General features: G+C 69.8%; 24 protein-coding genes. 3 read left to right on the forward strand and 21 right to left on the reverse strand.

The annotated features are described in order from the left end of the window. Position 1: 1 nt before the first annotated feature. From OWM54_RS40840 to OWM54_RS40925, 18 genes are all read right to left on the reverse strand, one after another. Positions 2-211, reverse strand: a complete 210-nt coding sequence (locus OWM54_RS40840) for a hypothetical protein (protein ID WP_223751799.1) — start codon at positions 209-211, stop codon at positions 2-4. Further along, positions 208-1956: a tail fiber domain-containing protein gene (locus OWM54_RS40845; protein WP_267700824.1), complete on the reverse strand. Its 1749-nt coding sequence runs from the start codon at positions 1954-1956 to the stop codon at positions 208-210. Before OWM54_RS40845 ends, OWM54_RS40840 begins: the two co-directional genes overlap by 4 nt. Next, entirely contained in the window at positions 1953-3347 is a 1395-nt protein-coding gene (locus OWM54_RS40850; RefSeq protein ID WP_267700825.1) for a hypothetical protein, read from the reverse strand. The genes OWM54_RS40845 and OWM54_RS40850 overlap by 4 nt, the downstream gene beginning before the upstream one ends. Further along, entirely contained in the window at positions 3344-4927 is a 1584-nt protein-coding gene (locus OWM54_RS40855; RefSeq protein ID WP_267700826.1) for a baseplate J/gp47 family protein, read from the reverse strand. Before OWM54_RS40855 ends, OWM54_RS40850 begins: the two co-directional genes overlap by 4 nt. Further along, positions 4909-5397, reverse strand: coding sequence for a hypothetical protein (locus OWM54_RS40860; protein WP_267700827.1), 489 nt, complete (start codon positions 5395-5397; stop codon positions 4909-4911). Before OWM54_RS40860 ends, OWM54_RS40855 begins: the two co-directional genes overlap by 19 nt. 46 nt (positions 5398-5443) lie before the next feature. Further along, complete coding sequence (locus OWM54_RS40865; RefSeq protein WP_141323099.1) at positions 5444-5854, reverse strand: GPW/gp25 family protein; 411 nt, start codon at positions 5852-5854, stop codon at positions 5444-5446. Further along, positions 5854-6504 (reverse strand): hypothetical protein, encoded by a 651-nt coding sequence (locus OWM54_RS40870; protein WP_223751803.1) that lies wholly within the window; start codon positions 6502-6504, stop codon positions 5854-5856. The genes OWM54_RS40865 and OWM54_RS40870 overlap by 1 nt, the downstream gene beginning before the upstream one ends. Positions 6505-6506: 2 nt before the next feature. Further along, positions 6507-7139, reverse strand: coding sequence for a phage baseplate assembly protein V (locus tag OWM54_RS40875; RefSeq protein ID WP_223751804.1), 633 nt, complete (start codon positions 7137-7139; stop codon positions 6507-6509). Next, positions 7136-7681, reverse strand: a complete 546-nt coding sequence (locus OWM54_RS40880) for a hypothetical protein (protein WP_267700828.1) — start codon at positions 7679-7681, stop codon at positions 7136-7138. The genes OWM54_RS40875 and OWM54_RS40880 overlap by 4 nt, the downstream gene beginning before the upstream one ends. Continuing rightward, entirely contained in the window at positions 7678-8562 is an 885-nt protein-coding gene (locus OWM54_RS40885) for a hypothetical protein (protein WP_267700829.1), read from the reverse strand. Before OWM54_RS40885 ends, OWM54_RS40880 begins: the two co-directional genes overlap by 4 nt. A gap of 1 nt (position 8563) precedes the next feature. Further along, complete coding sequence (locus OWM54_RS40890; RefSeq protein ID WP_267700830.1) at positions 8564-9592, reverse strand: hypothetical protein; 1029 nt, start codon at positions 9590-9592, stop codon at positions 8564-8566. A 3-nt stretch (positions 9593-9595) separates the two neighbouring features. After that, on the reverse strand, positions 9596-9805 hold the full coding sequence (locus OWM54_RS40895) for a hypothetical protein (protein WP_223751808.1): 210 nt from the start codon (positions 9803-9805) through the stop codon (positions 9596-9598). A 1964-nt stretch (positions 9806-11769) separates the two neighbouring features. Beyond that, complete coding sequence (locus OWM54_RS40900) at positions 11770-12636, reverse strand: hypothetical protein (protein ID WP_267700831.1); 867 nt, start codon at positions 12634-12636, stop codon at positions 11770-11772. 3 nt (positions 12637-12639) lie between these two features. Continuing rightward, positions 12640-13029, reverse strand: a complete 390-nt coding sequence (locus OWM54_RS40905; protein WP_046713998.1) for a hypothetical protein — start codon at positions 13027-13029, stop codon at positions 12640-12642. A 15-nt stretch (positions 13030-13044) separates the two neighbouring features. Further along, positions 13045-14415, reverse strand: a complete 1371-nt coding sequence (locus OWM54_RS40910) for a phage tail sheath C-terminal domain-containing protein (RefSeq protein WP_267700832.1) — start codon at positions 14413-14415, stop codon at positions 13045-13047. Positions 14416-14561: 146 nt separating this feature from the next. Beyond that, a complete protein-coding gene (locus tag OWM54_RS40915) occupies positions 14562-15068 on the reverse strand; it encodes a hypothetical protein (RefSeq protein ID WP_046713996.1) in 507 nt (168 codons plus the stop codon). Between the two features lie 165 nt (positions 15069-15233). Beyond that, on the reverse strand, positions 15234-15710 hold the full coding sequence (locus OWM54_RS40920; protein ID WP_267700833.1) for an MEKHLA domain-containing protein: 477 nt from the start codon (positions 15708-15710) through the stop codon (positions 15234-15236). A 28-nt stretch (positions 15711-15738) separates the two neighbouring features. Beyond that, a complete protein-coding gene (locus tag OWM54_RS40925) occupies positions 15739-17481 on the reverse strand; it encodes a thiamine pyrophosphate-dependent enzyme (protein WP_267700834.1) in 1743 nt (580 codons plus the stop codon). A gap of 263 nt (positions 17482-17744) precedes the next feature. Here OWM54_RS40925 and OWM54_RS40930 point away from each other — a divergent pair, with 263 nt between their 5' ends. Continuing rightward, a complete protein-coding gene (locus OWM54_RS40930) occupies positions 17745-19262 on the forward strand; it encodes a hypothetical protein (protein ID WP_267700835.1) in 1518 nt (505 codons plus the stop codon). Positions 19263-19325: 63 nt separating this feature from the next. On the opposite strand, the gene OWM54_RS40935 is transcribed toward OWM54_RS40930, so the two are convergent. From OWM54_RS40935 to OWM54_RS40945, 3 genes are all read right to left on the reverse strand, one after another. Next, complete coding sequence (locus OWM54_RS40935) at positions 19326-21143, reverse strand: hypothetical protein (protein WP_267700836.1); 1818 nt, start codon at positions 21141-21143, stop codon at positions 19326-19328. A gap of 95 nt (positions 21144-21238) precedes the next feature. Then, the gene (locus OWM54_RS40940; protein WP_223785847.1) at positions 21239-21802 is read right to left on the reverse strand and encodes a DUF3105 domain-containing protein; all 564 of its coding nucleotides are present in this window, start codon (positions 21800-21802) and stop codon (positions 21239-21241) included. Beyond that, complete coding sequence (locus OWM54_RS40945) at positions 21802-22902, reverse strand: DHH family phosphoesterase (RefSeq protein ID WP_267700837.1); 1101 nt, start codon at positions 22900-22902, stop codon at positions 21802-21804. The genes OWM54_RS40940 and OWM54_RS40945 overlap by 1 nt, the downstream gene beginning before the upstream one ends. 113 nt (positions 22903-23015) lie before the next feature. Between OWM54_RS40945 and uvsE the strand changes: the two genes are divergently transcribed. Together uvsE and OWM54_RS40955 are read left to right on the forward strand one after the other, a co-directional pair. Continuing rightward, entirely contained in the window at positions 23016-23975 is a 960-nt protein-coding gene (uvsE, locus tag OWM54_RS40950) for a UV DNA damage repair endonuclease UvsE (RefSeq protein WP_267700838.1), read from the forward strand. 52 nt (positions 23976-24027) lie between these two features. Beyond that, a complete protein-coding gene (locus tag OWM54_RS40955) occupies positions 24028-25860 on the forward strand; it encodes a M2 family metallopeptidase (protein ID WP_141323082.1) in 1833 nt (610 codons plus the stop codon). The last annotated feature ends 29 nt before the right edge of the window (positions 25861-25889 follow it).

Genomic DNA, 25889 nt, shown 5'->3' on the forward strand with positions numbered 1-25889 from the left:
TTCAGCGCGCGGCGTGCGGGAGGTTCGTCACGGTGGCGTTGGTGGCCTCGTCGGCGGGCAGGAGCTCCTGGAGCACCTGCATGGCGCCCTCGATGCGCAGCATCGTCTGCACCAGTCCCGTGCGCTTCGCATCCAGCTCCGCGAGCATCTTCTGTCCCGCCTCGTGCTCGGCCTTGAGGTCCGCGAGGCGCTTCTCGATCTGGCTCTTCATCCGTGCTGCTCCTGGTCGTGGAGGCGCCGCTCCAGCGCCTCGATGCGTGTGTCGTAGTGCGCCTTGAGCTCCTGGAGCGCTGCGATGGCCAGCACGCTGAAGGCCTCGTACGCGAGCCCCTTGAGCGGCTTGCCGTCCTCGAGCATGGGCGCGTCCGAGACGAGCTCCGGGAACAGGGGCTCCACCTCCTGCGCGACGAGCCCCAGCTGGTGATGGCCCGTGGACTTCAGGTCGAAGCTCACCGGGCGCAGCGCGAGCACGCGCGGGAGGATGCCCTGGAGCGACTCGATGTTCTCCTTGAGCTGGACGTCGGAGAACTTATGCCACTCACCATCCTGGGGCATGTAGCGGCCGTTGCCGCTGCTGTGGAACATGCGGAAGGTGCCCTGGCCCTCGTACGCGATGTCGATGTAGCGACCGGAGGTGTTCTCGCTGAGGCGGATGCCCACGTTCGCCTCGCGCTGCTGGACATGCAGGGGGGCCGAGGGCCGCGCCGCGCCGATGCCGACGTTGCCGTTGACGATGCACAGCCGCTCCGCGGTCCCCTGGAAGATGGCGAACGCGTCCCCGGGGTCGTTCTCGACGCCGATGACCAGCCGGCCATTCTCCTCGTCGCCCGGGAGCGGATTGGGGAGCCGGTAGTAGCGGATCCACGCGCCGTCGCCCGCGCCACCGAAGGCGTCCACGGGGAACTGGATGCCATTGCCCGTGGAGTTCCCGATGGAGGGCGTGATGGCGCCGCCGACGCGCAGGTTGCCCCCCTGGACGTCCAGTCGCGCGCCCGGCGTCTGCGTGCCGATGCCGATGTTCCCATCCGCGTTCAGCCACAGCGTCGACGTGTTGTTGACGATGAAGGAGAACGCGTTGTTCGCGCGCGCGCCCACGTCCCAGAACAGGCCGGAGGCCGTGCCGCCGCTCAGGCCATAGCGGATGGACGCCCGCGACTCGCCCTTGTGCCAGACGACGTGGGGGTTGTTGATCATCAGCCCCGCGGCCTGCCCCGCGCCGATGGTCACGTGGGACATGCCGGGGGACCAGTCGCTGGTCAGGTTCACCACGAAGCGGTCGAACCCGGACGCGCCCCCTGGCAGCCGCACGTCCAGCGCGCCCTGCGGATCGTTGGTGTTGAGCCCCACGCTTCCGCCGGCCTTGATGTGCAGCCGAGGCGTGCCCGGGCCCGAGCCCGTCTCCGGGTCTCCTCCGTCCTCGGTGATCTGCAAGCCCAGCGCCGCCGGGCCGGGCTCTCCGCGCACCTGCCAGCTCTTGGTTCGGGTGCGCAGGAGCATGGACGCACCCTCCGCGCCGCCCATCGTCTTGACGACGAGGCCGATGCCCCAGGTCTGGCTGCCCGAGGTGCGCACCTCCAGGGGCGCGGGGGCCTCGGTGTTCGGCGGTGCCACCACCAGCAGGCGCTTGGTCCCCGGCGCCGCGCCGATGCCCACGTTGGCGTTCGCCGTCAGCGGGCCACTCAGGGTGCCTCCCGTGAGGGACAGCTTCTGGGCCTCCAGGTCCAGGAAGCGCGTGGTGACGTCGACATTCCTCACCACGAGGGTGTCGGTGGCCTCGACGCGGGTCACCTTCAATATGGCGGAAGGGGAGATGCTGTCGCCCGCGAGCTGCTTGCCATCCAGGCCGCCGCGGTGGGTGTGGTTGTGGATCTCCGCTCGCGCCTGCAACTGCATGTTGTTCCAGGTGTCCGCGAGGATGGGGTCACCGGGACGGGCGGGGTAGTAGGGCTGACTCATGGCTGGAACCTCGAGGTATCGAAACGGGTGCCGTCGAAGACGCCACCCCAGGTCAGCGACTCCTGGGGCGCGGGGAACTGTTCATGCAATTCGATGTGGGAGCCGAACGACGTCAGCGCGTCGGTGGGGACGAGCCGCTCGGAGAAGTCCGCCTCCAGCACGACGCCCAGCGGGCCCTCGCGCGCCACGAGCGCCTCGGCGGGCATGGGCAGCGTCAGCTCGATGCGCGTGCGCACGCCGGCGCACCGTCCGTACTCCAGCGCGGCGGTGAGCTCCTGCACCAGCCCTGGCAGTCCGGGCGTCACTCCCTCCTCGTTCGGCTCCAGCAGGTGCGGCGGGATGTGGTCCGCGGGGATGCGCAGCGAGAAGGTGGCGGGGGACACCTCCGTCCAGTCGAAGCGCAGCTCCAACGGCGGGGTGTCCCGCTGGGGCAGGGCCTGGGCCTCGGCCTCGAGCACGTCCTCCTCGCTCCACCCGAGCAGATAGGCGCGCACCTCGGGCCGCTCCAGCGTGCCGTAGGTCCAGTGACTCTCGCCGGGCGGCAGCTCCGGCAGCCGATGGTCCTCCTTGAACACGGAGAAGCGGGAGTCCACCGCGTCGAAGCGCGTCGGTGGGCTCGTCCCGTTCTCGTCGGAGAAGCGGGTGGGGTGGGCCAGGATGATGGGCCGCTCCACGGGGACGCCGTCGAGCATGGGCGCGAAGCCGTCCCGCAGCTTCAGCGTGGCGCCCTGGGGGATGCGGCCCAGGTAGATGAGGTCGAGCCCGGACTCCGCGTGCCGCAGGATGGGCACCGCGACCTCGCGCGAGGTGGCCCGCAGGGTGATGGTGGGCATCGCCGTCGCGAGCCCCGCGTTCGTGGTGAGCAGCCGCTGGCCGCCGCTCACGTCGCGGAAGCCGGCGGTGGCGGGCGTCTGCGGATTGTCCACCAGCTCCAGGGTGAGCGGCCGGAAGGTGCCGTCCTTCCGGGGCACGACGAGCCGGGCCACCGTCCGGCCCTCCTCCCACGTCACCGCCGGAGGTTGCCGCGCCATGTAGACCAGGGAGACCAGGCGCAGCAGCGCGGACGCCGAGCCCAGGCCCGTGCGGTGCAGCTCCACCACCGTCGCCAGTCGCGTGCGGAAGTACTCGGCGGACTCCCCCCGGCGGGGCAGCAGCCCGTGGAGCGCCCCGAGCCGCCCCAGCTCGGAGAGCGCCTTGTCCGCGGGTGACTCCGCCACGGCGAAGCCCCGGGCCAGGGTGTACCAGCGCGAGCGCATCAGCCGCGTCAGCCCGCCCTCCATCTGCTCCAGCTCCAGGGCGAGCGTGGAGAAGAACGCGTTGAGCTTCGTCCCCGATTGGAGGACCGGGGGAAGGTAGCCGACCATGCGGCGTCTGCGCTGGTCCGCGCTCATCCGACCCCCACCAGCTCCGCTCCGCCGAACACGAGGCGCAGGTCCGCGGACACCTCAAGCTGCGTCACCTCCTCGGTGAGCGCATTCGCGGAGGCGGCGGAGACCAGGGCCACCGTGGTCCCCGACGGCAGCGTGACGTCACAGCCGAGCAGCCCCGCGACGTGGGCCTGCGAGCGCAGCGCCTCCTCCAGCTTGCCGCGCGTGAGGTACGTCGGGAGGGTGGGGCGCTGCTGCGCCTCCTCGGTGAGCCGCGCCGCGTGGACCTCCATCGCGCCGCGCAGCGCGTCGCGCACCTGCTCCGCCGTGCGCGTGTCGCCCTGGGCGAGCGTGACGACCAGGTCCAGCCGCCACGTCGGCGGGCGCAGCCGGGTGATGCGCGGCGGCTTGCGCACCAGGTCCACGCGCGCGGCCTCGAGCGACTCCAGCCGCCAGTCCCGGTTGGCCCCATACAGGCGGCTGGTGGACTCCAGCACGAGCGTCTTCCCGAGCGCGGCCTCGGAGGCGGTCCCCCACACGTACGTCTCCACCTGGATGTCGGAGATGCGCCGCACCGCCGGGTCGCCGTAGAACAGCGCCTCCAGCTTGCGCCGGCTCACCGACGCGCCCACGGGCAGCTCCCGCATGTAGCTGGACAGCTTCTGCTGGAGCTCGCGGCGCAGCCGGTCGAACGTCGCCTCGTCCATGGCGTCGTCGTTCGGCTCCACCTTGAAGTCGAGCAGGAAGAAGATGGTGCGCGCATAGCGCAGCCGCACCAGGATGCCCGCGGCCTTGGACTCGCGGATGGCGGCCTCGACGCGCCGGACGCCCTCGACGTCCGACTCGAAGTCCGTGTCGCCCACCAGCACGTCGACGACGCCAGGCGGCGCGTCCGAGGGCTCTCGCACCGTGACGTGTTGGACCCCTTGCTTGCGCACCGCCGCGGCGATGGACTCCAGCGTGCCCTTCTCGCCGTCGCGCATCGCGGTGCGCGCGCGGGCGCGCAGGTCTGTGTCCGTCTCGTCCTCTGAGTCCCGGCGCAGCGGGGCCGGGTTGGAGACGGCCTCGATGCCCAGGATGGGCCGGGGCATCAGCGTCAGCTGGAAGGGGTTGATGACGGGGGGCGCCTGACGCGCGTCCTCGTCGTCCGACTGGACCTCCTGCACCGGGATGAGCACGCGCGTGTCGCCCTTGCGCAGCGTGGCGTCCTCGAGCGTCTCGAAGAGGGGCAGGGGCTGGCCGTCCGCCGCCATGCCCGTTACCTGCCGTCCGGCGGGGATGCCGATGTCCTCCGGCGCGGGCGCGGCGCGGCTGAGCTCCACCTCGCCGGTGAGGCGTCCGGCGCGTGCGCGCGTGAGGCCCAGCACTGCCACCACGTTGTCCAGCGCCGCGCCCTCGGCGGTGTCCAGGTAGCCCGAGCGGTGCGCCAGCTCCATCATCGCGTAGAACGTCGCCATCTCCCGCGCGTACGCCTCCGCGAGGGTCCGAGCCATGCCTCCGGCGTTGGGGTCCGTTCCTGCCCCCATGTTCGCCAGCAGCCGCTCGACGATGGCGCTGAACGTGGTCGTCTCCGGAGGGATGAGGCTCAAAAGGAGATCTCCCACGTCATCTTCATGACCATGTTGGAGCCCCGGTTGACCTCCTCGAAGCGCACGCGGTTGAAGAGGATGGGCGCCCCCGTCCCCAACGTGACGAGGATGCCGGCCTCCGTCAGGGGCTGGACCGTGGACTGGGCCGGCGGCGGGGGCAGGGTGGCCGTCACCAGGGCGCGCACCGTGCTGGTGCCGTCGCCGAGGATGACCTCCTCCACCTTGGGCGCGGTGTCCGCGGCCAGGTCCACCTGGTTGTCGAGCCTGATGTTGGAAGGCATCGGCTGCGTGGTGCCGGTGCCCACGGCGATGGACCAGCTCGTGGTCAGCGCGTTGACGCGCCCCATGAGCAGCTCCGCCACCAGCCGCTTGCCGGCGATGGTGATGAGGTTGGGGACCTTGCGGCGCTCCATCAGCGTGCCGTCCAGGTTCAAGAGCTCCAGGGTCAGCACTCCGTTCATGCCCTGCGTTTCCTTGCCGTTCATCACGCTCTCCCGAAGTCGTGTCCGTACCCCGTGTGTCCCGCCGCGCTCAGCCCAGGTCGAGCGACAGCCCCAGCTCCACCGGGTCGCCGGTGATGGCGCGGATGCGCGCCCGCACCTCCACGGCCCCCGGGAGGTCCGGCCGCGCGGAGACGGTGAGCTGCAGCACCTCGTCCACGCGCGGGTCCTCCTTGATGGCCTGCCGCACGTACCTGCGCAGCAGGTCCAGGTTGGCGCGGTCCAGCGGCTCGCCGATGAGGTCCGCCACCCGGCTGCCGTAGCGCTGGTGGCCCAGCTGCTCCAGGTGTCCGCGGTAGACGAGCAGCCGCATCGTCAGGGCCTGGATGAGGTTGTCCTTGCCGCTCACCGTCGCGGCGCCGCCGTCGTCGGACCAGTCCAGGTCCACGCCGCCCGACTCCTTGAAGGAGAGCCGCAGGTCGGTCTTGAGCGCGTCCGCCATCAGAGCAACCTCCCCGGGCCCGCGGTGGCGCCGGGCGAGCTGGGGATGCCCGGGGCGACCTTCAGGCGCGTCATCATCTGCGTGAGCGCGTCGGCCAGCGTCTGCGCCATCGCGCCCGCCAGGTCCGGCGCGTTCTCTCCCCGGATGCCACCGGCCTGGAGGAAGCCGAGCGCAATCGGCTGGAGCATGGGCTTGGCGGGCGCGGCGCCCATGAGGCTGCCCGGCGACGTGGTGGTGAAGCCCGCGATGGCCATCCCCGGCGCCACCATCACCGTCGTGGTGAAGAGCACCAGGGCCTGCTCCACCGTCTGCGCGATGGCCTTCGCCAGCGCGTCGCGCTGCTCGCCGTTGAGCTGGTTGGACGCGAGCAGGCCCTTGGCGATGGGCTCTATCTGCGACGCGCCGGGGCCGCCCGCGGGCGGGGGCAGCATCATGCCGGGCCCCGCGGTGCTGCCGGCGCCCGGCGGCGGAGGCGCGGCGGCGGGGATGCCTGGTGACACGATGGCCATGTTCGCGAAGAGGGTGAACGCCTGTCCGCACGCGTCGCCGAGCGCGGTGGCCAGGTCCGGGGCGTTCTCTCCCCGGAGCCCCGCGGACTGCATGGCGCCCTTCGCCAGGCCGCCTATCTCGCTTCCGCTCGGTGCGGGCATGGTTACTTGGCCTTCACGTCCTGCGAGCCCTTGAGCGGCGCGCCGGTGAAGTAGCACTTGTGGCTCTGCTCGGTGATGACGCCGCTGCCGCCCTTGCCCAGGTCGATCTTCCCGGACGCGTCCACCGTGCAGTCGGTGCACTTGAGCTGCACGTTGCCCTCCACCTCCAGCGACAGGTCCGTCTTGCCCTTGATGGTGATGACGTCGTCCTGCTTCACCGTGACGACGGTCTCCCCGGCGGTGATGACCACCGACTGCTCCTGGTCGATGGCGATGGACGTCTTGCCGTTGGGGGGCGAGACGACGCGCCACTCGTCCGCCTCGTGGATGGGCGGGTTGAGCTTGTCCGAGTAGAGCCGGCCGGTGATGACGGGGCGGTTGGGGTCGCCGTTGAGGTACGTGATGACGACGAGGTCCCCGGCGTGCGGCGCGCTCACCATGCCCAGGTGCGGCGTCGCGATGGGCACGCGGCGCAGCTCCAGGCCGCTCTCGCGCAGCTTCACGTTGCACTCGTGGTTGTGCGCGTCGCCGTCCGCGTGGGGGAAGGCGCTCGTCACCACGCCCAGGTCTCCCAGGCGCAGCGAGGCCAGCTCGTCGCGGATGATGGCGCGGATGATGGTGACCAGGTCGCTCATGCTCCGCCTCCCACGAGCTGGGGCGCGCCGGACGGCAGGGCGGTGAACGACTCGGTGCCGGGGGCGACGAGCGCTTCGGCCAGCTCCTTCAGCGTGTCCTTCAGGTCGATGACGGCCCCGCGCAGCGACGCGAGGGACTGCTTGGGCAGATAGCCCTGGAGGACGACGGTGACGCCCGCGCGGATCTTCTCGAGGAGCAGGTACGCCGCGTGCGCCGCGCCCGCGAGCGGGGCCAGGGGCTCCAGGCCCATGTCGCGCATCTCCTGCTCGGACTTCTCGCCCAGCGCCTTGAGTCCATCGAGCGCGGGGTCCAGCTTGTCGAGCAGGTCCGGGATGGCCGCGACCTGCTCCAGCTTGCCGATCCACGTGATGATGAAGTCCAGCGCCTTGTCCATGCCGTCGAGGACGACCTTCACGGGGGCGCCGATGCCGCACTTGCGCACCAGCCGGACGATGGCGGCGACGGTGTTGGACTCAAGCAGCTCGTCCAGCGCATCGATGAGCCGGGTGATGCCATCCACGATGTCGGCCGTCGTGCTCACGGGAGTTTCTCCAGGTCCTTGAAGGGGCCGAGCGGATCGAACCCGCTGATGACCTCGCCCAGGGCGACGGCCTCCTTGCCCACGCGCTGGACCTTGGCGAGGAAGTCTCCGGCGCCCGCGATGTCCTTGATGATTTCGAGCGCGTCGCCCAGGTCCAGGCCCGTCATCTGCTCCAGGATGTTGATGCCCTCGGTGGCGAGCTTCTCGATGAACTCGCCCAGGCTCCCCGCCTGACTGAGTGACTGCACGAAGCCGATGATGGCGCCGGGGTTCACCTTGCCGAGCTTGCCGAGCAGGCTGCTGAAGTTGCCTCCGGTGAGCGAGCCCTTGGTGCCGTTGACCACCGAGCCCAGCTCGTCCGGCGACAGGTGGCCGAGCAGGTCCGGGTTCGCGTCCACCGCGTCCATCAGCGTCTCCGGCTTCTGGAGCACGCCCGCGGCGTCCGTGGAGCTCTTGGCCCAGGACTGCGCGTCCTGGGAGACGGCGTCGTTCACCGCGCCGACGCCCGCGTCCGCCTTGGCGGGGGGCTCGACGTACTCCTTCACGCGCAGGAAGAAGCTGAAGCGGCTCTGGTGGCCCGCGAGCTGGCGCACCTGGAAGTCCGCGATGAGGACGTCGGTGAGGTCCGCGCCGGCGATGGCGTCCGAGGCGAACGACAGGGGCGTCGCCTTCATCTGCGCCTGACGCAGCTCCTCCAGCGCGGCCTGCGGATCCTCCCCGAGCAGCAGGCCCTCCATGACCACGGTGACGGGCTCGCGGCCCAGGTCCTGGAAGACGCTGCCGGCCTGCCCGGGCACGCGCTGCTGGACGAGGTTGCGCGCGTCCTCGGTGTAGATCTTCGTGAGCCCGATGAGCTCGATTCTTCCGATGCGGACGGGCATGTCAGAGCTCCATCCGGGTGGTGAAGCCCGTGCGGGCGTCGAGCTGGTGGCGCACGGTGCGCACGCGGAGCACCTGTCCGGAGAGCAGGTCCTCCACGGGGTGTCCCTGGGGGATGTCCTTCACGGCGATGAGGTCTCCGGGTTGGACGGCGGGCGCGCCGAGCACGACGAGGAAGCCCTGGAGCTTGCGTGACGCCAGCGCGGTGACGCGGCCCTTGGCCTGCGCGGAGGCGCTGTCACCGCTGCGCACGGCGCCGTCCTTCACCTCGCGCGAGTGCTTGCCCACGGAGCCAGCGCGGACCTGCCCCTGGTCACCCAGCGCGGCCTTGCCGTGGATGGGGGCGACGTCGTCCACCAGCCAGTGGGCCTTGCTGTCGCCCTGGGAGCTGGCCGCGCCCTCGCCCCAGACCTCGAAGCCGTCGATGGCGGGGAGCGCCTGGTGCAGCTGCGTGCGCAGCACCTGGGTGCGGTAGACGAACGTGTGGTCCGCGCCGCCCTTCCTGGGCGCGGAGAAGTGCACCTGGCCTCTTCCGTTCGTGAAGACGTCGAAGCCGCACTGTTCGGCCAGGCGCTGGATGTGGCGCAGGGCGCGAGGGCCGCGGTGGAGCACGTAGCTGGGGAACGTCAGGCCGTCCTCGACGGTGCCCGCCTTCGCGCTCGCGAGTCCGAGCAGGTCTCGCACGATGGCGCCCGCGGACATCTGCTCGTAGGCGCCCGTGGCGTCGATGCGCGCGAGCTGGGTGAGCGCGTCGCCGCCGATGACGACGGCGGAGTCCGCGGCGGCGCGGGCCTCCAGCACCTGTCCGGTGAAGACGGTGACGGAGCCGTCACCCGGGTCCAGGGCGATGGTGGTGGACTCGCCGGGAGAGGGGAGCCCCGCGTCGGAGGGGACGAGCTCCACGGTGCACCGTCCGCCTACGCCGTCCATGGTCAGCTCGCTGGAGATGGAGCGGACCAGGGCCTGGCCCTGTCGGGAGGAGTTGGAGGCCCGGAGCGAGCCGATGCTCACCGTGTATCCGATGCCGGCCATGGCTCAGACCTCCAGTCCGTGGCGACGCGCCGACTCGCGGAGGATGTCCACCAGCGCGTCCTCCAGCGTGCGCCGGTCCATGCCCGTCGCCGTGTTGTCGGCGCCGACCTGCACGCTCACGTTGAACGTGTTCTGGACGGGGGCGCTGGTGTTGGGCTCGGTGCTCGGGGCGGGGACGGAGAGCTGTCGCGCGTGCTCCAGCAGCGGCGCCATCGCGTGGGAGACATCACGCGAGAGGGGGAGCACCGGCTGGGGGGAGGGCGCGGCAGCGGGCGACGGCGCTTCGGGAGGCGCGAACGTGAGTCGGGACTTGGGACGAGCGTGGGGAGCCGTGGGCGACGGCGGTGTGGGAGACAGCAGCTGCACGACGCGTGGGCGTGGGCCGACGTCCGCGCTCGTGGGAGTACCGCTCGCGGCGGGCGAGGGGAGGGGGACCTCGAAGGCTCGCTCGTGCGGAGCTGGGAGGGTCGTCGCATCGGCGACGAGCGGCGGAGCGGGCACCGCGGTGCTGCTGGGAGGCAGGGTTCGCATGAGCCGGACGACCTGTCGCTTCGGCGAGGCCGGGTCCGTGGACTTGACGGTGATGCGGAGTCCTTCCGGTGCGGGTCTTGTTGCGGCGGAAGCAACGGGCGTCCCGGCGGAGACCTCGGGCCCTCGGGGACCGCTGGCGTGCGGCGATGCATCGGGGCGCGGTCCCACGGAGACGGACAGGGGAGTCGTGGCCGTGCCGCTTCCGTCATCGCTCGCGAACATCGAGGCGTCGGAGGACCACCCCCTGGGAACAGGAGAGGCTCCGAGGGACTCGGACGCCCGCGACGCAAATCCGTGTTGCACGCGCGGAGCGTGTTCATGTGTCGCGGAGGCACCGGTTCGCACCGAGTCACCCGACGAGGCGTGAGACGCGGACGCTTCAGGGGAGAGCCCCCGAGCGGCGAGGGCGGCTTCGCTCGATGACGCAAGCGATGTGAGGTCGGATGCCCCATGCGCCGCATCACGGGATGAGGCCCAAGACGGGCTGGAGGCCGCTGCTCCATCTGCTGCGTGACTCGCGACGGGACCGTGCCGAGCCTCGCGCGTCGCAACCATCGAGAGGGCAAGAGCGCGCGTCCCGTGTGCCGTGTGACTCGCGCGCGAAGCGTGCTGCATCTCACGCGGCGCATCCGTTGAGAGGGCGAGGTCGCGTGTTCCCTGCGCAGTGTGACCCGCGGAAGGAGCCTGCTGCGCCTTGTGCGCGGCATCCGCCGAGGGGACGAAGTCGCGCGGCCCAGGCGCAGTGTGACTCGCGGAAGGATCTTGCTGGGCTATGTGAGCGGCATCCGCCGAGGGGACGAAGTCGCGCATCCCAGGCGCTGTGTGACTCGTGGAAGGAGCTTGCTGGGCCTTGTGCGCGGCCTCCGTCAAGAGCGCGAAGTCGCGCGGCCCAGGCGCTGTGTGACTCGCGGAAGGAGCTTGCCGCGCCTTGTGCACGCCATCCGTCGAGAGGGCGAAGTCGCGCGGCCCAGGCGCTGTGTGACTCGCGGAAGGCTCCTGCTGGGTCATGTGCGCGGCAGCCGCCGAGGGGACGAAGTCGCGCATCCCAGGCGCTGTGTGACTCGCGGAAGGAGCCCGCTGGGCCTTGTGCGCGGCCTCCGTCGAGAGGGCGAAGTCGCGCGTCCCAGGCGCTGTGTGACCCGAGGAAGGGCCTTGGGGGGCCATGTGCGCGGCCTCCGTCGAGAGCGCGAGGTCGCGCGTCTCATGCGCTGCGTGACTCGCGGCCACGTCCTGCTGGATCTTGTGCGTGGCAGCCGTCGAGAGGCTGCTCGGAACGGATGCTTGGGACGCAAGCCCCCGCGTCTCAATCGATGGGGAGAGGGGTGCTCGTTGGGGCGGCGCCACGTCCCTCGACGAGAGGCCTGAGGGCACCTCGTGTCCATGCGCGGGCTTCAAGAGGGCTCCGTCATTCGCCATGACGAGCGCTCCGGACCGCATGTGGCTTGACGGGTTCGGAGTGCGAGCCAGGCGGGATGCGTCGGTTCCAGCCGTCGCGCTCGCGACGTTCTCCTCGGCTGGCCCGGGACGTGGCTCCTCGAGGGGGCGCGGGAGGGGCGCGCCGATCTGCCGCGCGACCCCTTCGAGTGCACGCAGCGCCGGGGTGCGCAGGCGTGAGGTCAGCTCCGCGGTGGTGAACGTCGTTCGCATCAGTCGTCCTCCACCTGGATGACCACCGCATCGGGAAGGTCGGACAGCCGCGGGGCCCGCGATGCGGGGGGCTGACGCGGAGGCGGAGCAGGAGGCTCCGTGAGCTTCAACATCGTCAGCAGTCGGTCCACCTCGGAGGCGGGCGTCGCCCAGACCTGGGCGGGAGTCCACCCCAGGGCACGGCACAGCTTCAGCGTCATCTCCGCGAGGACCCGGGCCTGCTTGCCGGAAGTCTCCAGCATCCGGTCCTCGGGACTCGCGGCGTCCGCGTTGACGGTGACCACCGCCTCCAGCAGCGCCGCGGTGGTGGCGCCGTCCAGCGACTCCAGCGCCACCGGGGGAACCCACTCGACAACCGACGTGTCGAGCATCCCCCGCAGATACCGCTCCAGGCTCAGCTCGCGGGCACCATCGGCCAGCGTGACCAGGCTCGCCTCGAGCACCTGGGTGCGCTCGGCGAACGTCCATGGGCGCAGCCGGGCACGCACCTCGCCCACCTGCCGCCATCCCTCGGGAAGCACCCCGACGGACGGCTCGCGAAGTCCACACAGCGCCCACCACAGCGCGAGCGGCGCCAGCTCCGTGAAGCACGACTCCGGAACGCCCGAGTCCCGCAGCACGTCGAGCGCGAAGGCCTCCGCGTCGAAGTCCAGCCTTGCGCCCTCCAGCCGCGCGTGCGAGTCCAGCGCGCGCAGGTGCGCCCCGAAGCCCCACCGTCGGAGCGGGACGCGCTCCCCGGTGGCGACCTCCACCTCGATGCTCCGCGAGGAGTCCTCGGTGTGGAGGCGGAATCGCCGGCCGTCGATCTCGATGGAGACCGACGCTCTGGGCGATTCCGTGTGTGGGCTCGCGGGCGCCTCCCTCACGGACTATTCCTCGCGCAGGCGGGTCGCCGTGAAGGCGTACGTCGTGGCGGCGCTGCCGTGGGCGTCCATCTGGAACGACTTGCTCTCCACGAAGCAGTCGTCGAAGGACAGGGTGCGCGTGTCGTCCGTGCCCTCGGTGCGCTTGAGGTTGGCCACCAGCTGGAACTTGCCGCGCGCGTCGAGCAGCGAGTCCAGCTTCACGGCGGCGGAGCGGATGACCAGCTCACCGATGACGGTGCGCAGGCCGAAGATGACGTCCACGCGCTCGTTGGAGCCGATGGCGCGGATGTCCTCGCGCTCCGTGACCACCCGGAAGGCGAGCGACTGGAGGCCGTCCACGGCCTCGCCGTCGACGAGGATGCTGCTACGGTTGGCTGAGAATACCGTTGGCATCGATGCGTTCCCTCATCAGACCTGGACCGTGATGGTCGCGTAGATGTAGTCGATGGCGCGCACGGGCCTGACGGCCATGTTGACCCTCACGATTCCGAGCGCGAAGTCCTGCTGCGACGAATAGACCTCCACCTTGAAGGCGGGGTCCTTGCCGTCGGTGGAGGGGACGATGGCGCCGTCCTTCTCCATCTGCACCAGCGCTTCCACCAGCTTCTGCTTCAGCGCGCTGCGCCCGTCCGCGTTGTTGAGCAACCCGATGAACAGGTCGCCCACCATCTTCAGCGTGCGCACCGCGCGGTCCGCCACGCGGCGCACGTTGATCTGATCTCCATCCGTCGTCAGGCCCCGCACGACGATGGTGCCCCGGCCGCGCTCCGTGACCACCGGCACCACGAAGGCCCTGAGCAGCGCCTTCTGCTCCTCCACGCTCAGGGACAGCTCGTTCAACCCGGACACGCGCTTGAACGTGGGCGACTGGTGCGGCGTGAGGCCACCCACCATGCCCGCCACCGCGCCCACCACGCCGTGCGGCGCGACGAGCACGAACCTGTCACTCACCAGGTTGGAGGCCAGCTGCGCGGTCTCCTCCAGCGTCCCCGTGGGCGGCACCTGTCCGAAGCCCAGGCGCCCCTTGCTCTCGCCGCTCAGCGCGTTGCAGTGACTGATGACGTCGCCATAGATGCGCGACAGCTTGGCCCTGTCCGTGAAGTCCTGCACCGCGGCCAGCACCAGGTCCACGTCGGGATGGTCCTTCAGCTTCCCCAGCGCCGCGGCGTACTCGTCCGGCGACGCGTCCTTGCCGCCCGCCAGCGTGTACGTGCCCGCCGTGGGCCAGCCCACGCCCTTCGTCGTGTCCACGCGGATGAACGACGAGGTGTCCAGCGTCGACACCAGCCCCGCCGAGTTCACGTTGCGCAGCACCTCCGCCGCGCCGCTCGCCGGGTGGATGACCTCCAGGTCGAACGACACCGTCTTGTCGATGTTGTCCCGGTAGCTCACCTTGACGGTGATGCCGTTGGCCCACGGGCCGGCGACGCGCGCCTGGAACGTCGCGCCATACTTCTCCCCGGTGGAGCCGGAGGGATACTTGCTCGCATCCGGCGGCGCGGTGATGGTCGCGCTCGTCCCCGCCGTCGCGGCGAGCGGCGAAATCACCAGCTCCGAGACACCGTTGTCCAATGCCTGTCGCGCCTCCGGGAGGCTGTAGGCGCTCGCGCGCCCGGCCACCTCCAGGAACCGCGACCAGCTGCTGGCACGTATCACCTTGCCCTGGGCTGACTCCAGGAAGCCGGTGATACCGAGAACCCCCGACGGTGCGAGCTGTTGGGGCAACACTTCCTTGACGACCGTGACCTGGACACCGGGAATGATGAGACCTGTGGCCATACGCTCCCCGACCCTCGTGAGCGAGGGGGTATCGAACCCTGCTCAGGGTGCAGGTTCCCCGGACCGTGTCACTGGGCACACGCCCACCCCGACCGGGGCACGGTCCTATTCAATGACTGGTTGGTTTGAGCCGACGACGTCTGGAATCAGGGATTGGTGGCGGGAATCTGCACGCCCGTCTTGCGCAGCGCCGCGAGCGTCGCCGGCAGCAGCGTGGACGCCTCGTTGATGAGCGCCTTGCCCACGTTGAGCAGCAGGTCGACGATGGCGACGATGTGCTCGACGCCCGCCCCCACGAAGTCGACGATGATGTTCAGGAAGCGCTGTCCCGTCAGCGCCAGGTTCCGCGCCGAGTCCGGCAGCAGATCCAACGTGGAGTTCACCAGGTCGCGCCCGGCCTCCAGCACGTTCTTGATGGAGTCCACCACGTTGGGGTCCATCAGGGGCTTGATGAGCCCCTCCACCTGCTTGAGCACCGAGCTCAGGACATTGCGCACCGGCGTCCAGATGACAGCAATCTTGTCGGTGATGGTCTTGAAACCCGAACCGCTCACCGCCAGATACAGCTTGTACAGCGCCTGCTCGACCTGGATGGCGATGTTGTCCACCGTGGCCAGGGCGTCGGATACGTTCGCCGCTGCGTCTGCTGCCATGGAATGTCCCCCTCGAGTGTTTTGAGCGCGCTCATGCGAAACATGAACGCACACGGAGAGTATGCGAGGGAACACTCCGGATTCAAGGTTTTATCGGGTAGGCAACAAAACAGCGTTTCACCCTACCAGGCTTGAGTTGTCGCGAGTGACCCATGCGAGGGCCTTCTAGAGCGGCGCGGGCCAGACGAGCGCGCCCAGGCCCAGGTGGGTTCCTTGCGCGTCATGGACGAGCCACAGCTCCGTGTCGTGAATCCGGAACAGCTCCCCACCCTGGGTGATGCGGATGCCGGAGTAGCCCTTCATGAAGCCGCGCTCCTCGACCTCTCGAATCATGGCCGCGCGATGCTCCCGGCCATCGGGTGGCGCGCTGAGTCGAGCGGGTGTTCGGAGGAACTCCTCGGCGGAGTAGCCGAACTGCCGGGACGCGGCGGCGTTGGTGTAGAAATAGACCGGCTCTGGCTGGGCATCCTGGGCCAGCAACATGAACGGCGCCTGGGTGTGGACCCACGAGAGGCGGGTCGGGTCGGCGGCGTGCTCGAGGTGGGGAGGGCAGAAGCCGACGCCCAGGGGCTTGTTGAAATATCGCCGGTAGGTGGTGTCGAGCAGCTTCAGGAGAGGCATCACCTCATGGATGGCTTTCATCGGGGTTTCTCCGGGCAAGCGCGGGCGGTCAGAGGTTGCCGGCGCGGGGGTTGAGGCCGAGCACCTGTTCGCTGTCGACGGGGATGGTCACCAGGATGGACTGCCCCGCGCGAGCACGGTGGAGGCTCAGGATGGCGTCCAGGTTGGTGAGGTCTGGCTTCAGCTCGAACCCCACCCAGCCACAGGCGCGAGCGATGTCGCCGAACTCCATGGGGGTGAGCTGGGTGTGACGGCGCGAGGTCTGGATGCCCGGGAGGATGGTGGGCAGGGCCTGCTCGACGATGCCGTAGCTGGAGTTGTCGAGCACGAACAGGAGCAGGTCCAGGTGGCTCGCCTCGGAAAGACATCCCGCGAAGAGCCGGAAGCAGCCGTCACCGGTGAAGCCGACGACGTGGCTGTCGGGGCTTGCCAGTCGCGCGCCGATGCACAGGCCCAGCACATTGCCCATGGCCGAGCCCCGATAGAGTGAGAAGAAGCGCGCGTTCGGATGGGGGCGCTGGGTGACGTATTGCCGGTCCTTGTAGGAAAGACAGACATCATCGAAGCCGAGTGTCCCCGGAGCCCAGCGGGAATCCAGCTGGGTGAAGAGCTGGCGCAGGTCCACGAAGCCAGGACGGGGTGGGGGGCGCGGCGTGTGGTTGAGGTTCGCGGGCGCGGGGGAGGCGCGTCGGGTGCGCGGAGGGCTGTGCTCCAGGTGCTCGACGAGCGCATGCAGGGCGCTGTCCAGGGGCGTCACCCATTGATGGAACTCGTGCCGCGAGCGGTGGGCGAAGCTGCCGTCGAGCTGGCCGTAGCCGTCCTCGATGGACGTGACGACGAAGGTCTTCCCGGCGGGGTAGGGCTGGAGGTTGACGGTGTACTCGTCCGGACACGCTCCGAGCACCAGGAGGACATCTTCCTCGCCCAGGTCCTTCCAGACGTCCATGGCCGCGTCGTTGCCCCCGAAGGAGATGTAGCCATGGCCCCACGGGTTCTGTCGCTCGACACCGTTGGCGCCGTTGATGCTCCAGACGAGCGAGGCTCCGAGCTGCTCACACAGGCGGGTGGTGAGCCTCGGTGCCCGAGGTGCGCGCGCCAGTTCCTCGCCGGCAAGGATGACGACGCGCCGCCCCTCCGCCGCGGCGTGGAACGTCTTGACGAAGTGACGGACGTCCTCCGGCTTCGCCTCGGGTGGACGGAGCGGGTGGAAATGGCAGGACTCCTCGCCGCTGGGGAGCTTGAGGAGGTTCGGCTCGATGACGAGCACGATGGGCTTGGACTGCTGGAGCCGGTGCTGGGCCCGACGCAGCTGTGGGATGAGGGTGGCGGGCTGGTCGAGCACGAACACGCCCCCGGGGAGCTCCGCCTGGATCTGGGGAACGATGTTGCTGCCGAGCGGGGAGGTGTCCTGGAGTGGGCTGAGCCCCTGACTCTTCGTGGAGCACAGGGGCACCAGGAAGACCGCCGGGATGTCATGCAGCTTGGCGTCGCTCAAGCCGCAGGACAGCAGCTTGGTCGCCGCGCCCGTGGTCGCGACGCAGCATCCCAGCCCGCCCGCGGCGAGATAGCTGCCCAGGGGCGTGAAGCCCGCGGCGTACTCGCCCAGTGTGAAGAACCAGGGAGACTCCTCGCCGCGCGGCTCCTCCCGTCGTCCTGGATGGGGCTCCAGGTTCTGGAGGAAGTGCAGCAGGCCGCCACCCGTGACTCCAGTGCAGGTCGTGACGCCCCAGGCCCGCAGCGCGGACAGGAGCACGTCATAGCCACTCGGTCGCTTCGTTGGATTGGTTGTCATGCGCACCAGGGTAGGGATTCATGTATTTGTTTGCACGATTATGTTTCGAGTTGATTGGGGCATGGCGGGCCGCTCTGCGGGTGACGGTGTGTTGATGGTTTGTATTTGATTTCCAGGTGTGGGCCCGGAGGCTGGCGGGGCTCGAGGCGGGCCGCGTCATGCGGGGGAGATGCGCGAGGCCTGCGGGCCGAGGCAACAAATCCGCGCGCCAGGCCGAGAACTGGTTTGTCAGTCATTTCCTTCAAGCACGCGAGAGTCTACCCATGACCGCCCGCATCGATGGCAAGCCACGCCCGCACGTCGGGAGCACCCAGAAGAAGGAGGAGCCTTCGGCCGTGCCGGTCCGGACGCCCTCCGGGAACGGCGTCGCGGAGCGGGCGCGTCAGAAGGGCGTCGTGGATGCCTTTCAGGGAGCGCGGCTGAGCGAGCGTTCGCTGGCGAGCCTCGGCAATCCCACGGCGCTCGCGAAGCAGGGGGCGGCGTGTCCTGTCCCGGTGCTGACGCCCGCGGAGGAGGCGGAGGCGCGGCGGGCCATCGAGGAGGCGACGGGCCGCGAGGACCCGGAGACCATCGCGGAGTGGCTGAGGGCGCATCCGGACCCCGCGGAGCAGGCGGCGTTCATGGACATGCTCTTCGACTACGGCCCCACGGTGGGGAACATCCTCGACAACGCGGACGACCTGAGCCCGGAGGACCAGCAGCTCCTCTCGGACGCGCTGGACGCGGCGTACCGGCGGGGAGAGGTCACGCTCGAGGAGCTGAAGGAGGCGGTCGGCTCCCACGGGAACGGGACGTGGAGCGGCGAGTCCCACGAGATGTTGGCGAAGATCATCGCCGGGACGGCGAACCCGGACCTCATCAACGCCTACGTGGAGCGCGAGCTGGAGATCATGCAGGCCGAGAACGTGGAGGACCCCGCGCGAGCGGTGGCCATCGCCACGGCCCTCGCGAGCCTCCCGCCGGACGAGCTCCAGAAGTTCCTCGAGCGCAACCCGGAGGTCGTCTCGCTGGTGTTGAAGAACCTCGAGGAGCCCATCGCGCGCATGGGGACGGGGTCGTACGAGGCGCTCGGGAAGCTCCTGGACGCGGCCGGCGCCATCCAGCCGCCCACGCCTCAGTCCCTCCAGGTGTTCATGGACAGCATCCCGTACCTGGGTGAGAACGAGGAGTCCCGCGCCGCGGCGGCCCGGTTCTTCACGCGCAACGCGGATGCCATCCTCGCGTCCGTGGCGGACGCCTCTGGAGCCATCAGCAGCCAGAGCGCCGGGAAGCTCGCGGAGTTCTTCACGAGGACGCTCTTCACCGACCCTTCATTCGAGGGACAGGAGGCCCTGCACACGTTCGTGGTGCAGAAGCTGGGGGAGATGCAGAGGCGGCTGGAGACCGAGGCGATCGCCAATCCTCCTTCCCAGGACGCTCAGCGCCTGGCCCGGGGCATGGGCAGCCTCGTGGGCGCCATCGAGGGCGGCTTCATGCTCGCCGTCGAGGAGCTGGACGCGCGCAACGAGGCCACCGAGGGCCTGGTGGGGTTGATCTTCAAGGCCAAGGACCTGCTTCCGGATGTGTCGCTCCCCGTGATTGGGAGCGTGCGCGACCTCACGCTCGACCAGATCCAGGACTGGGTCACCGACGCGCTGAAGGAGCATCCGGATGACCCGAAGGATGCGATTCCCTTCCACCTGCTCTTCGGAGAGGCCATCTCCAATCCGCTGCTGGCGACCATCTACGAGACCGCGCGGGGCACCGCCCTGGACAACCGCGAGCTCGGCCTGGACGACTGAGTCCGGACGGGAACGACACGGCTCCGGCCCTCGAGTCGAGCGCCGGAGCCGTCGTGCTGGTTGCTACCAGGCCACGCTGTCCAGGTGGACGGTGCCCGTCCAGCCCGCGTTGGTGATGAGCTCCACGCCCAGCTGGTACAGCGGCGTGGTGCTGTCCGAGGGCAGGGGAAGGGTCAGCGTGTTCCAGGCCCCCGTCTGGAGGCTGCTCGCGGCAGTCCACTTGCCCGTGTAGCGCCAGTTGCTGGTGGCGCCCTCCAGCGCGAACGGCTGGACGGCGGTGAGCTTGCTCCCCGCGGGAACCCACAGCCGCATCGTGACCACGCCCGCTTGAGGCACGGTGGCGGTCATCACGGACACGACGCCCGTGCCCGCGGTGCCACTGAACGCAATCGCGAGCGAGCGCGTGCCCGACTGGGGCCGGGTGGTGGTGGACGTCGCGGCCTTGAGCGGCGCGCCCGTGGCCGACCAGCCCTCGGTGCCGGACTCGAAGCCATACCCACGACCCGTGCCCCCGCCCGAGCCGGCATCCGGTGTCCCCGCGTCGGTGCCGCCCGAGCCGGCGTCTCGCGGCCCTCCTGCATCCGGAACCCCCGCGTCGGTACCGCCATCCGTGCCGGTTCCCGGGACGGGCAGGGTGGTGCCCGTGGCCGGCAGCGTCAGTCCACCGGCGGTCAGGAAGGGTGAGGCATTGCTCTTGAGATAGGGCTGGCCGTTCGTGCCCAGGTCATTGGTGTAGGAACTCTGTCCGCCCGCGCCCGCGCCGAAGAGCAGCGCGATGACACCCGCGTTGGCGAACTTGCGCCGGTGCGCGTCTCCAGCGGGGCCGAAGAAATACTCGGTCCGGTTGTCTCGGTAGCCCGCGCGAGGGGTGCCATCGTTGTTGATGTTGCGGTGCTGTGAGTTTCCGAGCGGAATCTGCCAGAGCACCCAGCGCTTGCCGGAGGTCTGGTTCATCAGCGTGAGCCACTGGTGGTAGCGATTGAACGAGCGCGAGGCGATGGCGGCGTTGTCGTTCGTGTCCCACCACACGTCCTGGCCCCGGGTGAGCTTGTAGAAGTCCGCGTCACGGTCCAGCGGGTCTCCGACGAGCACGTCATATGTCGCGCCGGTGCTGTTGGCGCCCAGGCCCAGCGGCTTGAGGAAGTTGACGACCTTGTCCACCTCCGGCTGCAGGGGATCGCTGATGGAGCAGCAGGAGATGTCCTTGCCGCTGGCCCACGCGGAGATGTGGAGGCCGAGGATGACGTTGTTCGCGCCCACGGCCTTGCGCAGCTGGAGGAAGGCGAGCCCCCATCCGGCGACGGTGTTGGGCAGGCCCGCGAGCTCCGGCATGCCCGTCGCCGCGACGGCGGCGTACGTGTTGGGGTTGGAGTTCGTATAGAACTGGAGCAGGCCCACCGCGTCCGGTTCGATGGGCATCAGCACCGGCCTGCCGTACTCCTTCGCGCGCTGGAGGAGGATCTTGAAGTCACTGAAGTAGCCACGCATGGTGTCGATGTTCTGCACCTTCGCGAGGGACTCGGCCTCGCCGCCGCCCGGCTCCGCGAAGAGCTGGTAGAAGACGGGCGCGGGGATGAAGCCCTGGGAGTTGGACTCGGTGAGGAAGGTCTTCGCCCACGCGCCATCGCGCGGGCCCCAGCCCCAGTTGTCCACCCAGCCCTTGGTGAGGTAGCGGTAGCGCACGTCCCAGGGGACGCCGCTGTCACGCATCCAGTTCTGGCCCGCTTCCTCGAACAGGCCGATGGACAGGCGATTGGGGAGGCCCGTGGGCACGGGGCCCTTCACGCCGGGCGGTGCGGCTTGAGCGAACGCGGACGACACAGCCAGGGTCGTGCAGGCCAGCGCCAGCACGGCGACGGTTCTTCGGAGCGTTGTTCTCATGCCCCTGAATACAAACGGCGTGCGGTCGCCACGCCGGTTGCCCGCAGCGGGAGCCTCGTCGCCTGCTGCACGTCCGGGGCCTCAGCCCCTCGGTGTCACGGGCCGGGACAGGCGAGGCCCGGCTCGGGCGCGTCCGTGTCCTGGAAGGCGAGCAGGCAGCGGAGCGCTTCCGGATCCGCGGCGTCAGCCAGGTACGTGCGCCGCCACAGCATCGCGGCCACGCGGTTGGGCAGTCGCGGGTCCTGCGCGATGAGCGCGCGGCGCACGCCGTTGGCGCCGATGGGCACGGTGGCCGCCGCGGCCTCCAGCTTCGCCACTTCGTCGGGACAGCCGTCCGGGCAGTTGTAGAGGAACACCGCGTGTCCGTGCTCCAGGTTGTGGACGTACAGGCAGCGCGACACGGGTTCTTCGTAGATGCCACAGCGGGCCACGCTGGCGCAGTGGGGACCGGAGTTCGGAGGGTTCTCCCCGTTGCCGCAGGCGGGGCTGTCGCAGACGGCGAGGTGCCCGGAGGACGTCTGCGTGGAGAGGGGGAAGCTGAACTGGCCGCAGCCGCCAGGCGCCGCGTCCGAGGAGTCGCAGGCGGACAGGGACAGGAGCGCGAGCAGCGAGGGGAGGGTGAGGAGGCGTTGGGCGTGCACGCCCCCGTCATACCGCATCAGCCGGGGAACGCACCGCGACGCTCCACGTCCTGGGCGCGCAGCCCTGGCAGCCCCACGGCTTCGGCGAAGCGGAGGAAGTCGGACTGGCTCACGCTGCCTCCCGTGGCGCGAGCATGGCCGTGGCCCAGCTCCTCGCCCATCGGCGGCAGGCCCAGTCCCTGGATGAAGGCCCTGAGGTCGATGGGCGCATGGCTGCGCATCGCGAAGTTCACGCGGCCGGGCAGGTAGCCCGTGTTGGCCGCGATGACGATGTGCTCGGGCAGCCGCTGCGTCCATCGCACCGCCACCAGCGGATGAACCTGCGCCGCTGAGCTGAACAGGAGCAGCGCCACACGCGAGGCGACGCGCGGCGGTGTGCGAGCACACCGTTCGACCTCGCGGCGCACCTCCACGCGGCAGTCGTGCAGCTCGTCCACGCCGGGCACGCGACCCTCGGAGATGTCCTTCGCGGCCCCCGCGCGCAGCAGGACCTCCAGGGCCCGGGGCGCGGCGAAGCGGGCCGAGCGTCGGGCCGCGTTGATGAGGGACACCGTCTCCGTCACCGCCTTGCGGTTCGCGCGTCGCAGCGCGTCCTTGAGGAACGGCATGGGGGCATCCGCGCCCAGGTCCCCCACGGTGCCGAGCACCGCGAGCCACTCCAGCGGCCCCGGCACGACGAGCGGCGACACCAGCACGAAGGTGAGCAGGCTGCTGCTCGCGATGGGCTCATGGCCGTACGCGGTGACGACGCGTGCCTCGGGAGGGAAGGACTCCGCCGCGTGGTGGTCCACGATGAGGGTGGGGACGGAGGGCAAGAGCGGCGCGGGCCGGCTGCCCATGTCGAGGACGACGAGCGCGTCGGGCTTCGTCGCGCGGAGCCGCTCCAGGAAGCCGGGCGAGTGGGCATGCTCTCCCTTCCCGGGTACGCGGACGGCGACGCGGGCGCCCATGGCCTCGAGCGCTCGCACCATCAGGACGCCGGAGGCCAGCCCATCCACATCCGAGTGGGGCGCCACCAGCACTCGCTTGCCGCGCTGGGCTTGGATGAAGCGTCGGGCCTGGGCGAGCGCCTCTTCGGACGTGGGCCAGGCGGGGTCCTTCGTGTGACCGAGCAGCATGCCTTCAAGCTGTAACGCCAACCCCTGACAGCAGAAGGAGCGGCAAGGGGAGCCCGCCTGCTCCACGAGCGTGCCCGAGTGGGGCTGGTGGCCCGCTGTGCGTGGGCCCGTTCGTGGCGAGCTTGTCTCAGGTGATGGAAGGCTTCGACTCCTACCGACTCGGCTATGTCGCGCAGAGCCTGACGCTGGGCGTGAGCGCGGGGCACACCTGCCGCCTGGCGGGCGCCACGCCCCAACGCCTGGAGTCGCTCATCGCTCAGAACCTCGAGGAGCTCCAGCGCCTGCTCGAGTTCAACGCCTCGCGAGGCATCGAGGTGTTCCGCATCGGCTCCTCGCTCATCCCGTTCGGCTCGCATCCGGTGAACACGCTCTCCTGGTGGAAGACCTTCGGCCGGGACTTCGAGCACCTGGCGCGCATCGCGCGCCGCTCGAATCAGCGGCTGTCGATGCATCCCTCGCCGGCGGGAGCCTCGCTGTCCTCCCGGCACGCGCGGGTTCGCGAGGCCTCGCTGGCGGAGCTGCGCTACAGCGCGCGCGTGTTGGACTTGCTGGAGGCCGGGCCCGAGTCGCGCGTGGTGCTCCACGTCGGAGGCGCCGCGCCGACGCGCGAGGAGGCGCGGGTCGCCGCGCACCGCTTCCTGGACGAGATGCCCGAGTCGCTGCGCGAGCGACTCACCATCGAGCACGACGACAAGGTGTGGAGCGCGCGGGAGGTCCTGCCCCTCGCGCGCGAGCACGGCGTCCCGATGGTGGGAGACAACCTCCACAACGCGGTCCTCGCCTCGACGCCTGTGATGTCATTGAAGGAGCTCCTGCGCGAGGCCGCGTCGACGTGGACTGCGCTGGACCTGCGGCCCAAGTTCCACCTGGCCAGCCAGCGTCCCCAGGCGCGGGCCGGGGCCCACTCGGACCGGGTGGACCCGGCGGACTTCCGGAAGATGGTGGCCGCGCTGCCCGTGCCGGCGGACCTGATGCTGGAGGCGAAGGAGAAGGACGTCGCGGTTTTCGCATTGCGTCAGCTTGCGAACGCACGCCGAGGCCGACGCGGTGGGGTGGGCGCGCCGGCGCCGTAGACATTGTTTTCTTGGATGTCTTCGGGCGGCGGTTCCTCTACGGTCCGCGTCCATGAACCGGACCCGACTCACGCAGTCGTTGCTGCGCTCGGCCCTCGCGGCCCTGGCGCTGACCGCCGCCCCTGGCCTCGCCCAGACGCCCGCCGCCAAGGCCACGCCCGAAGAGGCGAAGCAGTTCGCCGAGAAGGTGAACGCCGACCTCAAGCGCCTGTGGACGAAGCAGGCCACCGCCGAGTGGATCAAGTCCACGTACATCACCGACGACACCGAGCGGAACGCCGCCTACGTCAACGAGGAGGTGCTCGGCTACGTCAACGGCGCCATCAAGGACTCGCGCCGCTTCGACGGGCTGAAGCTGGACGCGGACACCGCGCGCATGCTGCACCTCTTGCGCGTGTCGCAGGCGCTGCCCGCGCCGTCGGACGCGAAGAAGCGCGCGGAGCTGGCCACCACGGCCGCCAAGCTGGAGGGCCTCTACGGCAAGGGCAAGTACTGCGGCGCCGATGGCAAGGGGAAGTGCCGCGACCTGGAGGAGCTCTCCGACGTCATGGCCGAGAGCCGCGACTACGCCGCGCTGCTCGATGCGTGGCAGGGCTGGCACTCCATCTCCCGGCCCATGCGCCCGCTGTACGAGAACCTGGTCACCATCTCCAACGATGGCGCCAAGGACATCGGCTTCAACGACCTGGGCACGCTGTGGCGCTCCGGCTACGACATGCCGCCCGCGGAGTTCGAGAAGGAGGCCCAGCGCCTGTGGGGCCAGGTCAAGCCCCTGTATGACGACCTGCACTGCTACGTGCGCGGGCGGTTGGCGAAGCAGTACGGCGCGGACAAGGTGCCCGCGGGCAAGCCCATCCCGGCGCACCTCTTGGGCAACATGTGGGCCCAGGAGTGGAACAACATCTACCCCCTGGTGGAGCCGTTCCCCGGTCAGGCCAGCCTGGACGTGGACGCCGCGCTGAAGGCGCAGAACTACGACGCGCTGAAGATGGTGCGACTGGGGGAGAAGTTCTTCACCTCGCTCGGCCTCAAGCCGCTGCCGGAGACCTTCTTCGAGCGCTCGCAGTTCACCAAGCCCAGGGATCGCGACGTCGTCTGCCACGCCAGCGCCTGGGACGTGACGTACGAGAACGACCTGCGCATCAAGATGTGCATCAAGCCCACCGAGGAGGACCTGGTCACCATCCACCACGAGCTGGGCCACAACTACTACTACACGTACTACTACAACCTGCCCGTGCTCTATCAGGCCGGCGCCAACGACGGCTTCCACGAGGCCATCGGCGACGCGCTGACGTTGTCCATCACCCCCGCGTACCTCCAGCAGGTCGGCCTGCTCAAGGAGGTGGCGAAGAACGACAAGAACCTCATCAACCTCCAGCTCAAGGACGCGCTGGAGAAGGTGGCCTTCCTGCCCTTCGGCCTACTCGTGGACCAGTGGCGCTGGGAGGTCTTCTCCGGCCGCGTGAAGCCGGCGGACTACAACAAGTCCTGGTGGGCCCTGCGCCAGAAGTACCAGGGCGTGGCCGCGCCGGTGGCCCGCTCCGAGCAGGACTTCGACGCGGGCGCCAAGTACCACGTCCCCGCCAACGTCCCCTACACCCGCTACTTCCTGGCCCGCATCCTCCAGTTCCAGTTCCACAAGGCCCTGTGCGAGGCCTCCGGCTACAAGGGCCCCCTCCACGAGTGCTCCATCTACGGGAACAAGGAGGCCGGAAAGCGGCTGCAGGCGATGCTGGAGCTCGGCGCCAGCAAGCCCTGGCCGGATGCGCTCCAGGTCGTCACTGGGACTCGCCGCATGGATGCGACACCGTTGCTGGATTATTTCAGCCCTCTGCGTCAGTGGCTGAAGACCCAGAACAAGGGCCAGAAGTGCGGATGGTGAAGGTCCCTGGTGGACTTCCCGGGGAAAGG

Origin of the sequence: Myxococcus sp. MISCRS1 (assembly GCF_026626605.1) — a bacterium.
Classification (GTDB): Bacteria; Myxococcota; Myxococcia; order Myxococcales; family Myxococcaceae; genus Myxococcus; species Myxococcus fulvus.

Excerpts from the sequence above, each read along its gene's own strand:
- OWM54_RS40840 (WP_223751799.1), bottom strand. The coding sequence starts at position 211 with ATGAAGAGCCAGATCGAGAAGCGCCTCGCGGACCTCAAGGCCGAGCAC.
- OWM54_RS40955 (WP_141323082.1), top strand. The coding sequence starts at position 24,028 with ATGAACCGGACCCGACTCACGCAGTCGTTGCTGCGCTCGGCCCTCGCG.
- OWM54_RS40915 (WP_046713996.1), bottom strand. The coding sequence starts at position 15,068 with ATGGCAGCAGACGCAGCGGCGAACGTATCCGACGCCCTGGCCACGGTG.
- OWM54_RS40925 (WP_267700834.1), bottom strand. The coding sequence starts at position 17,481 with ATGACAACCAATCCAACGAAGCGACCGAGTGGCTATGACGTGCTCCTG.
- OWM54_RS40920 (WP_267700833.1), bottom strand. The coding sequence starts at position 15,710 with ATGAAAGCCATCCATGAGGTGATGCCTCTCCTGAAGCTGCTCGACACC.
- OWM54_RS40940 (WP_223785847.1), bottom strand. The coding sequence starts at position 21,802 with ATGCGGTATGACGGGGGCGTGCACGCCCAACGCCTCCTCACCCTCCCC.
- OWM54_RS40885 (WP_267700829.1), bottom strand. The coding sequence starts at position 8,562 with ATGCCCGTCCGCATCGGAAGAATCGAGCTCATCGGGCTCACGAAGATC.
- OWM54_RS40870 (WP_223751803.1), bottom strand. The coding sequence starts at position 6,504 with ATGCCCGCACCGAGCGGAAGCGAGATAGGCGGCCTGGCGAAGGGCGCC.
- OWM54_RS40895 (WP_223751808.1), bottom strand. The coding sequence starts at position 9,805 with ATGGCGCCGCTGCTGGAGCACGCGCGACAGCTCTCCGTCCCCGCCCCG.
- OWM54_RS40945 (WP_267700837.1), bottom strand. The coding sequence starts at position 22,902 with ATGCTGCTCGGTCACACGAAGGACCCCGCCTGGCCCACGTCCGAAGAG.
- OWM54_RS40875 (WP_223751804.1), bottom strand. The coding sequence starts at position 7,139 with ATGAGCGACCTGGTCACCATCATCCGCGCCATCATCCGCGACGAGCTG.
- OWM54_RS40905 (WP_046713998.1), bottom strand. The coding sequence starts at position 13,029 with ATGCCAACGGTATTCTCAGCCAACCGTAGCAGCATCCTCGTCGACGGC.
- OWM54_RS40910 (WP_267700832.1), bottom strand. The coding sequence starts at position 14,415 with ATGGCCACAGGTCTCATCATTCCCGGTGTCCAGGTCACGGTCGTCAAG.
- OWM54_RS40865 (WP_141323099.1), bottom strand. The coding sequence starts at position 5,854 with ATGGCGGACGCGCTCAAGACCGACCTGCGGCTCTCCTTCAAGGAGTCG.
- OWM54_RS40860 (WP_267700827.1), bottom strand. The coding sequence starts at position 5,397 with ATGAACGGCAAGGAAACGCAGGGCATGAACGGAGTGCTGACCCTGGAG.
- OWM54_RS40850 (WP_267700825.1), bottom strand. The coding sequence starts at position 3,347 with ATGAGCGCGGACCAGCGCAGACGCCGCATGGTCGGCTACCTTCCCCCG.
- OWM54_RS40845 (WP_267700824.1), bottom strand. The coding sequence starts at position 1,956 with ATGAGTCAGCCCTACTACCCCGCCCGTCCCGGTGACCCCATCCTCGCG.
- OWM54_RS40930 (WP_267700835.1), top strand. The coding sequence starts at position 17,745 with ATGACCGCCCGCATCGATGGCAAGCCACGCCCGCACGTCGGGAGCACC.
- OWM54_RS40935 (WP_267700836.1), bottom strand. The coding sequence starts at position 21,143 with ATGAGAACAACGCTCCGAAGAACCGTCGCCGTGCTGGCGCTGGCCTGC.
- OWM54_RS40890 (WP_267700830.1), bottom strand. The coding sequence starts at position 9,592 with ATGGCCGGCATCGGATACACGGTGAGCATCGGCTCGCTCCGGGCCTCC.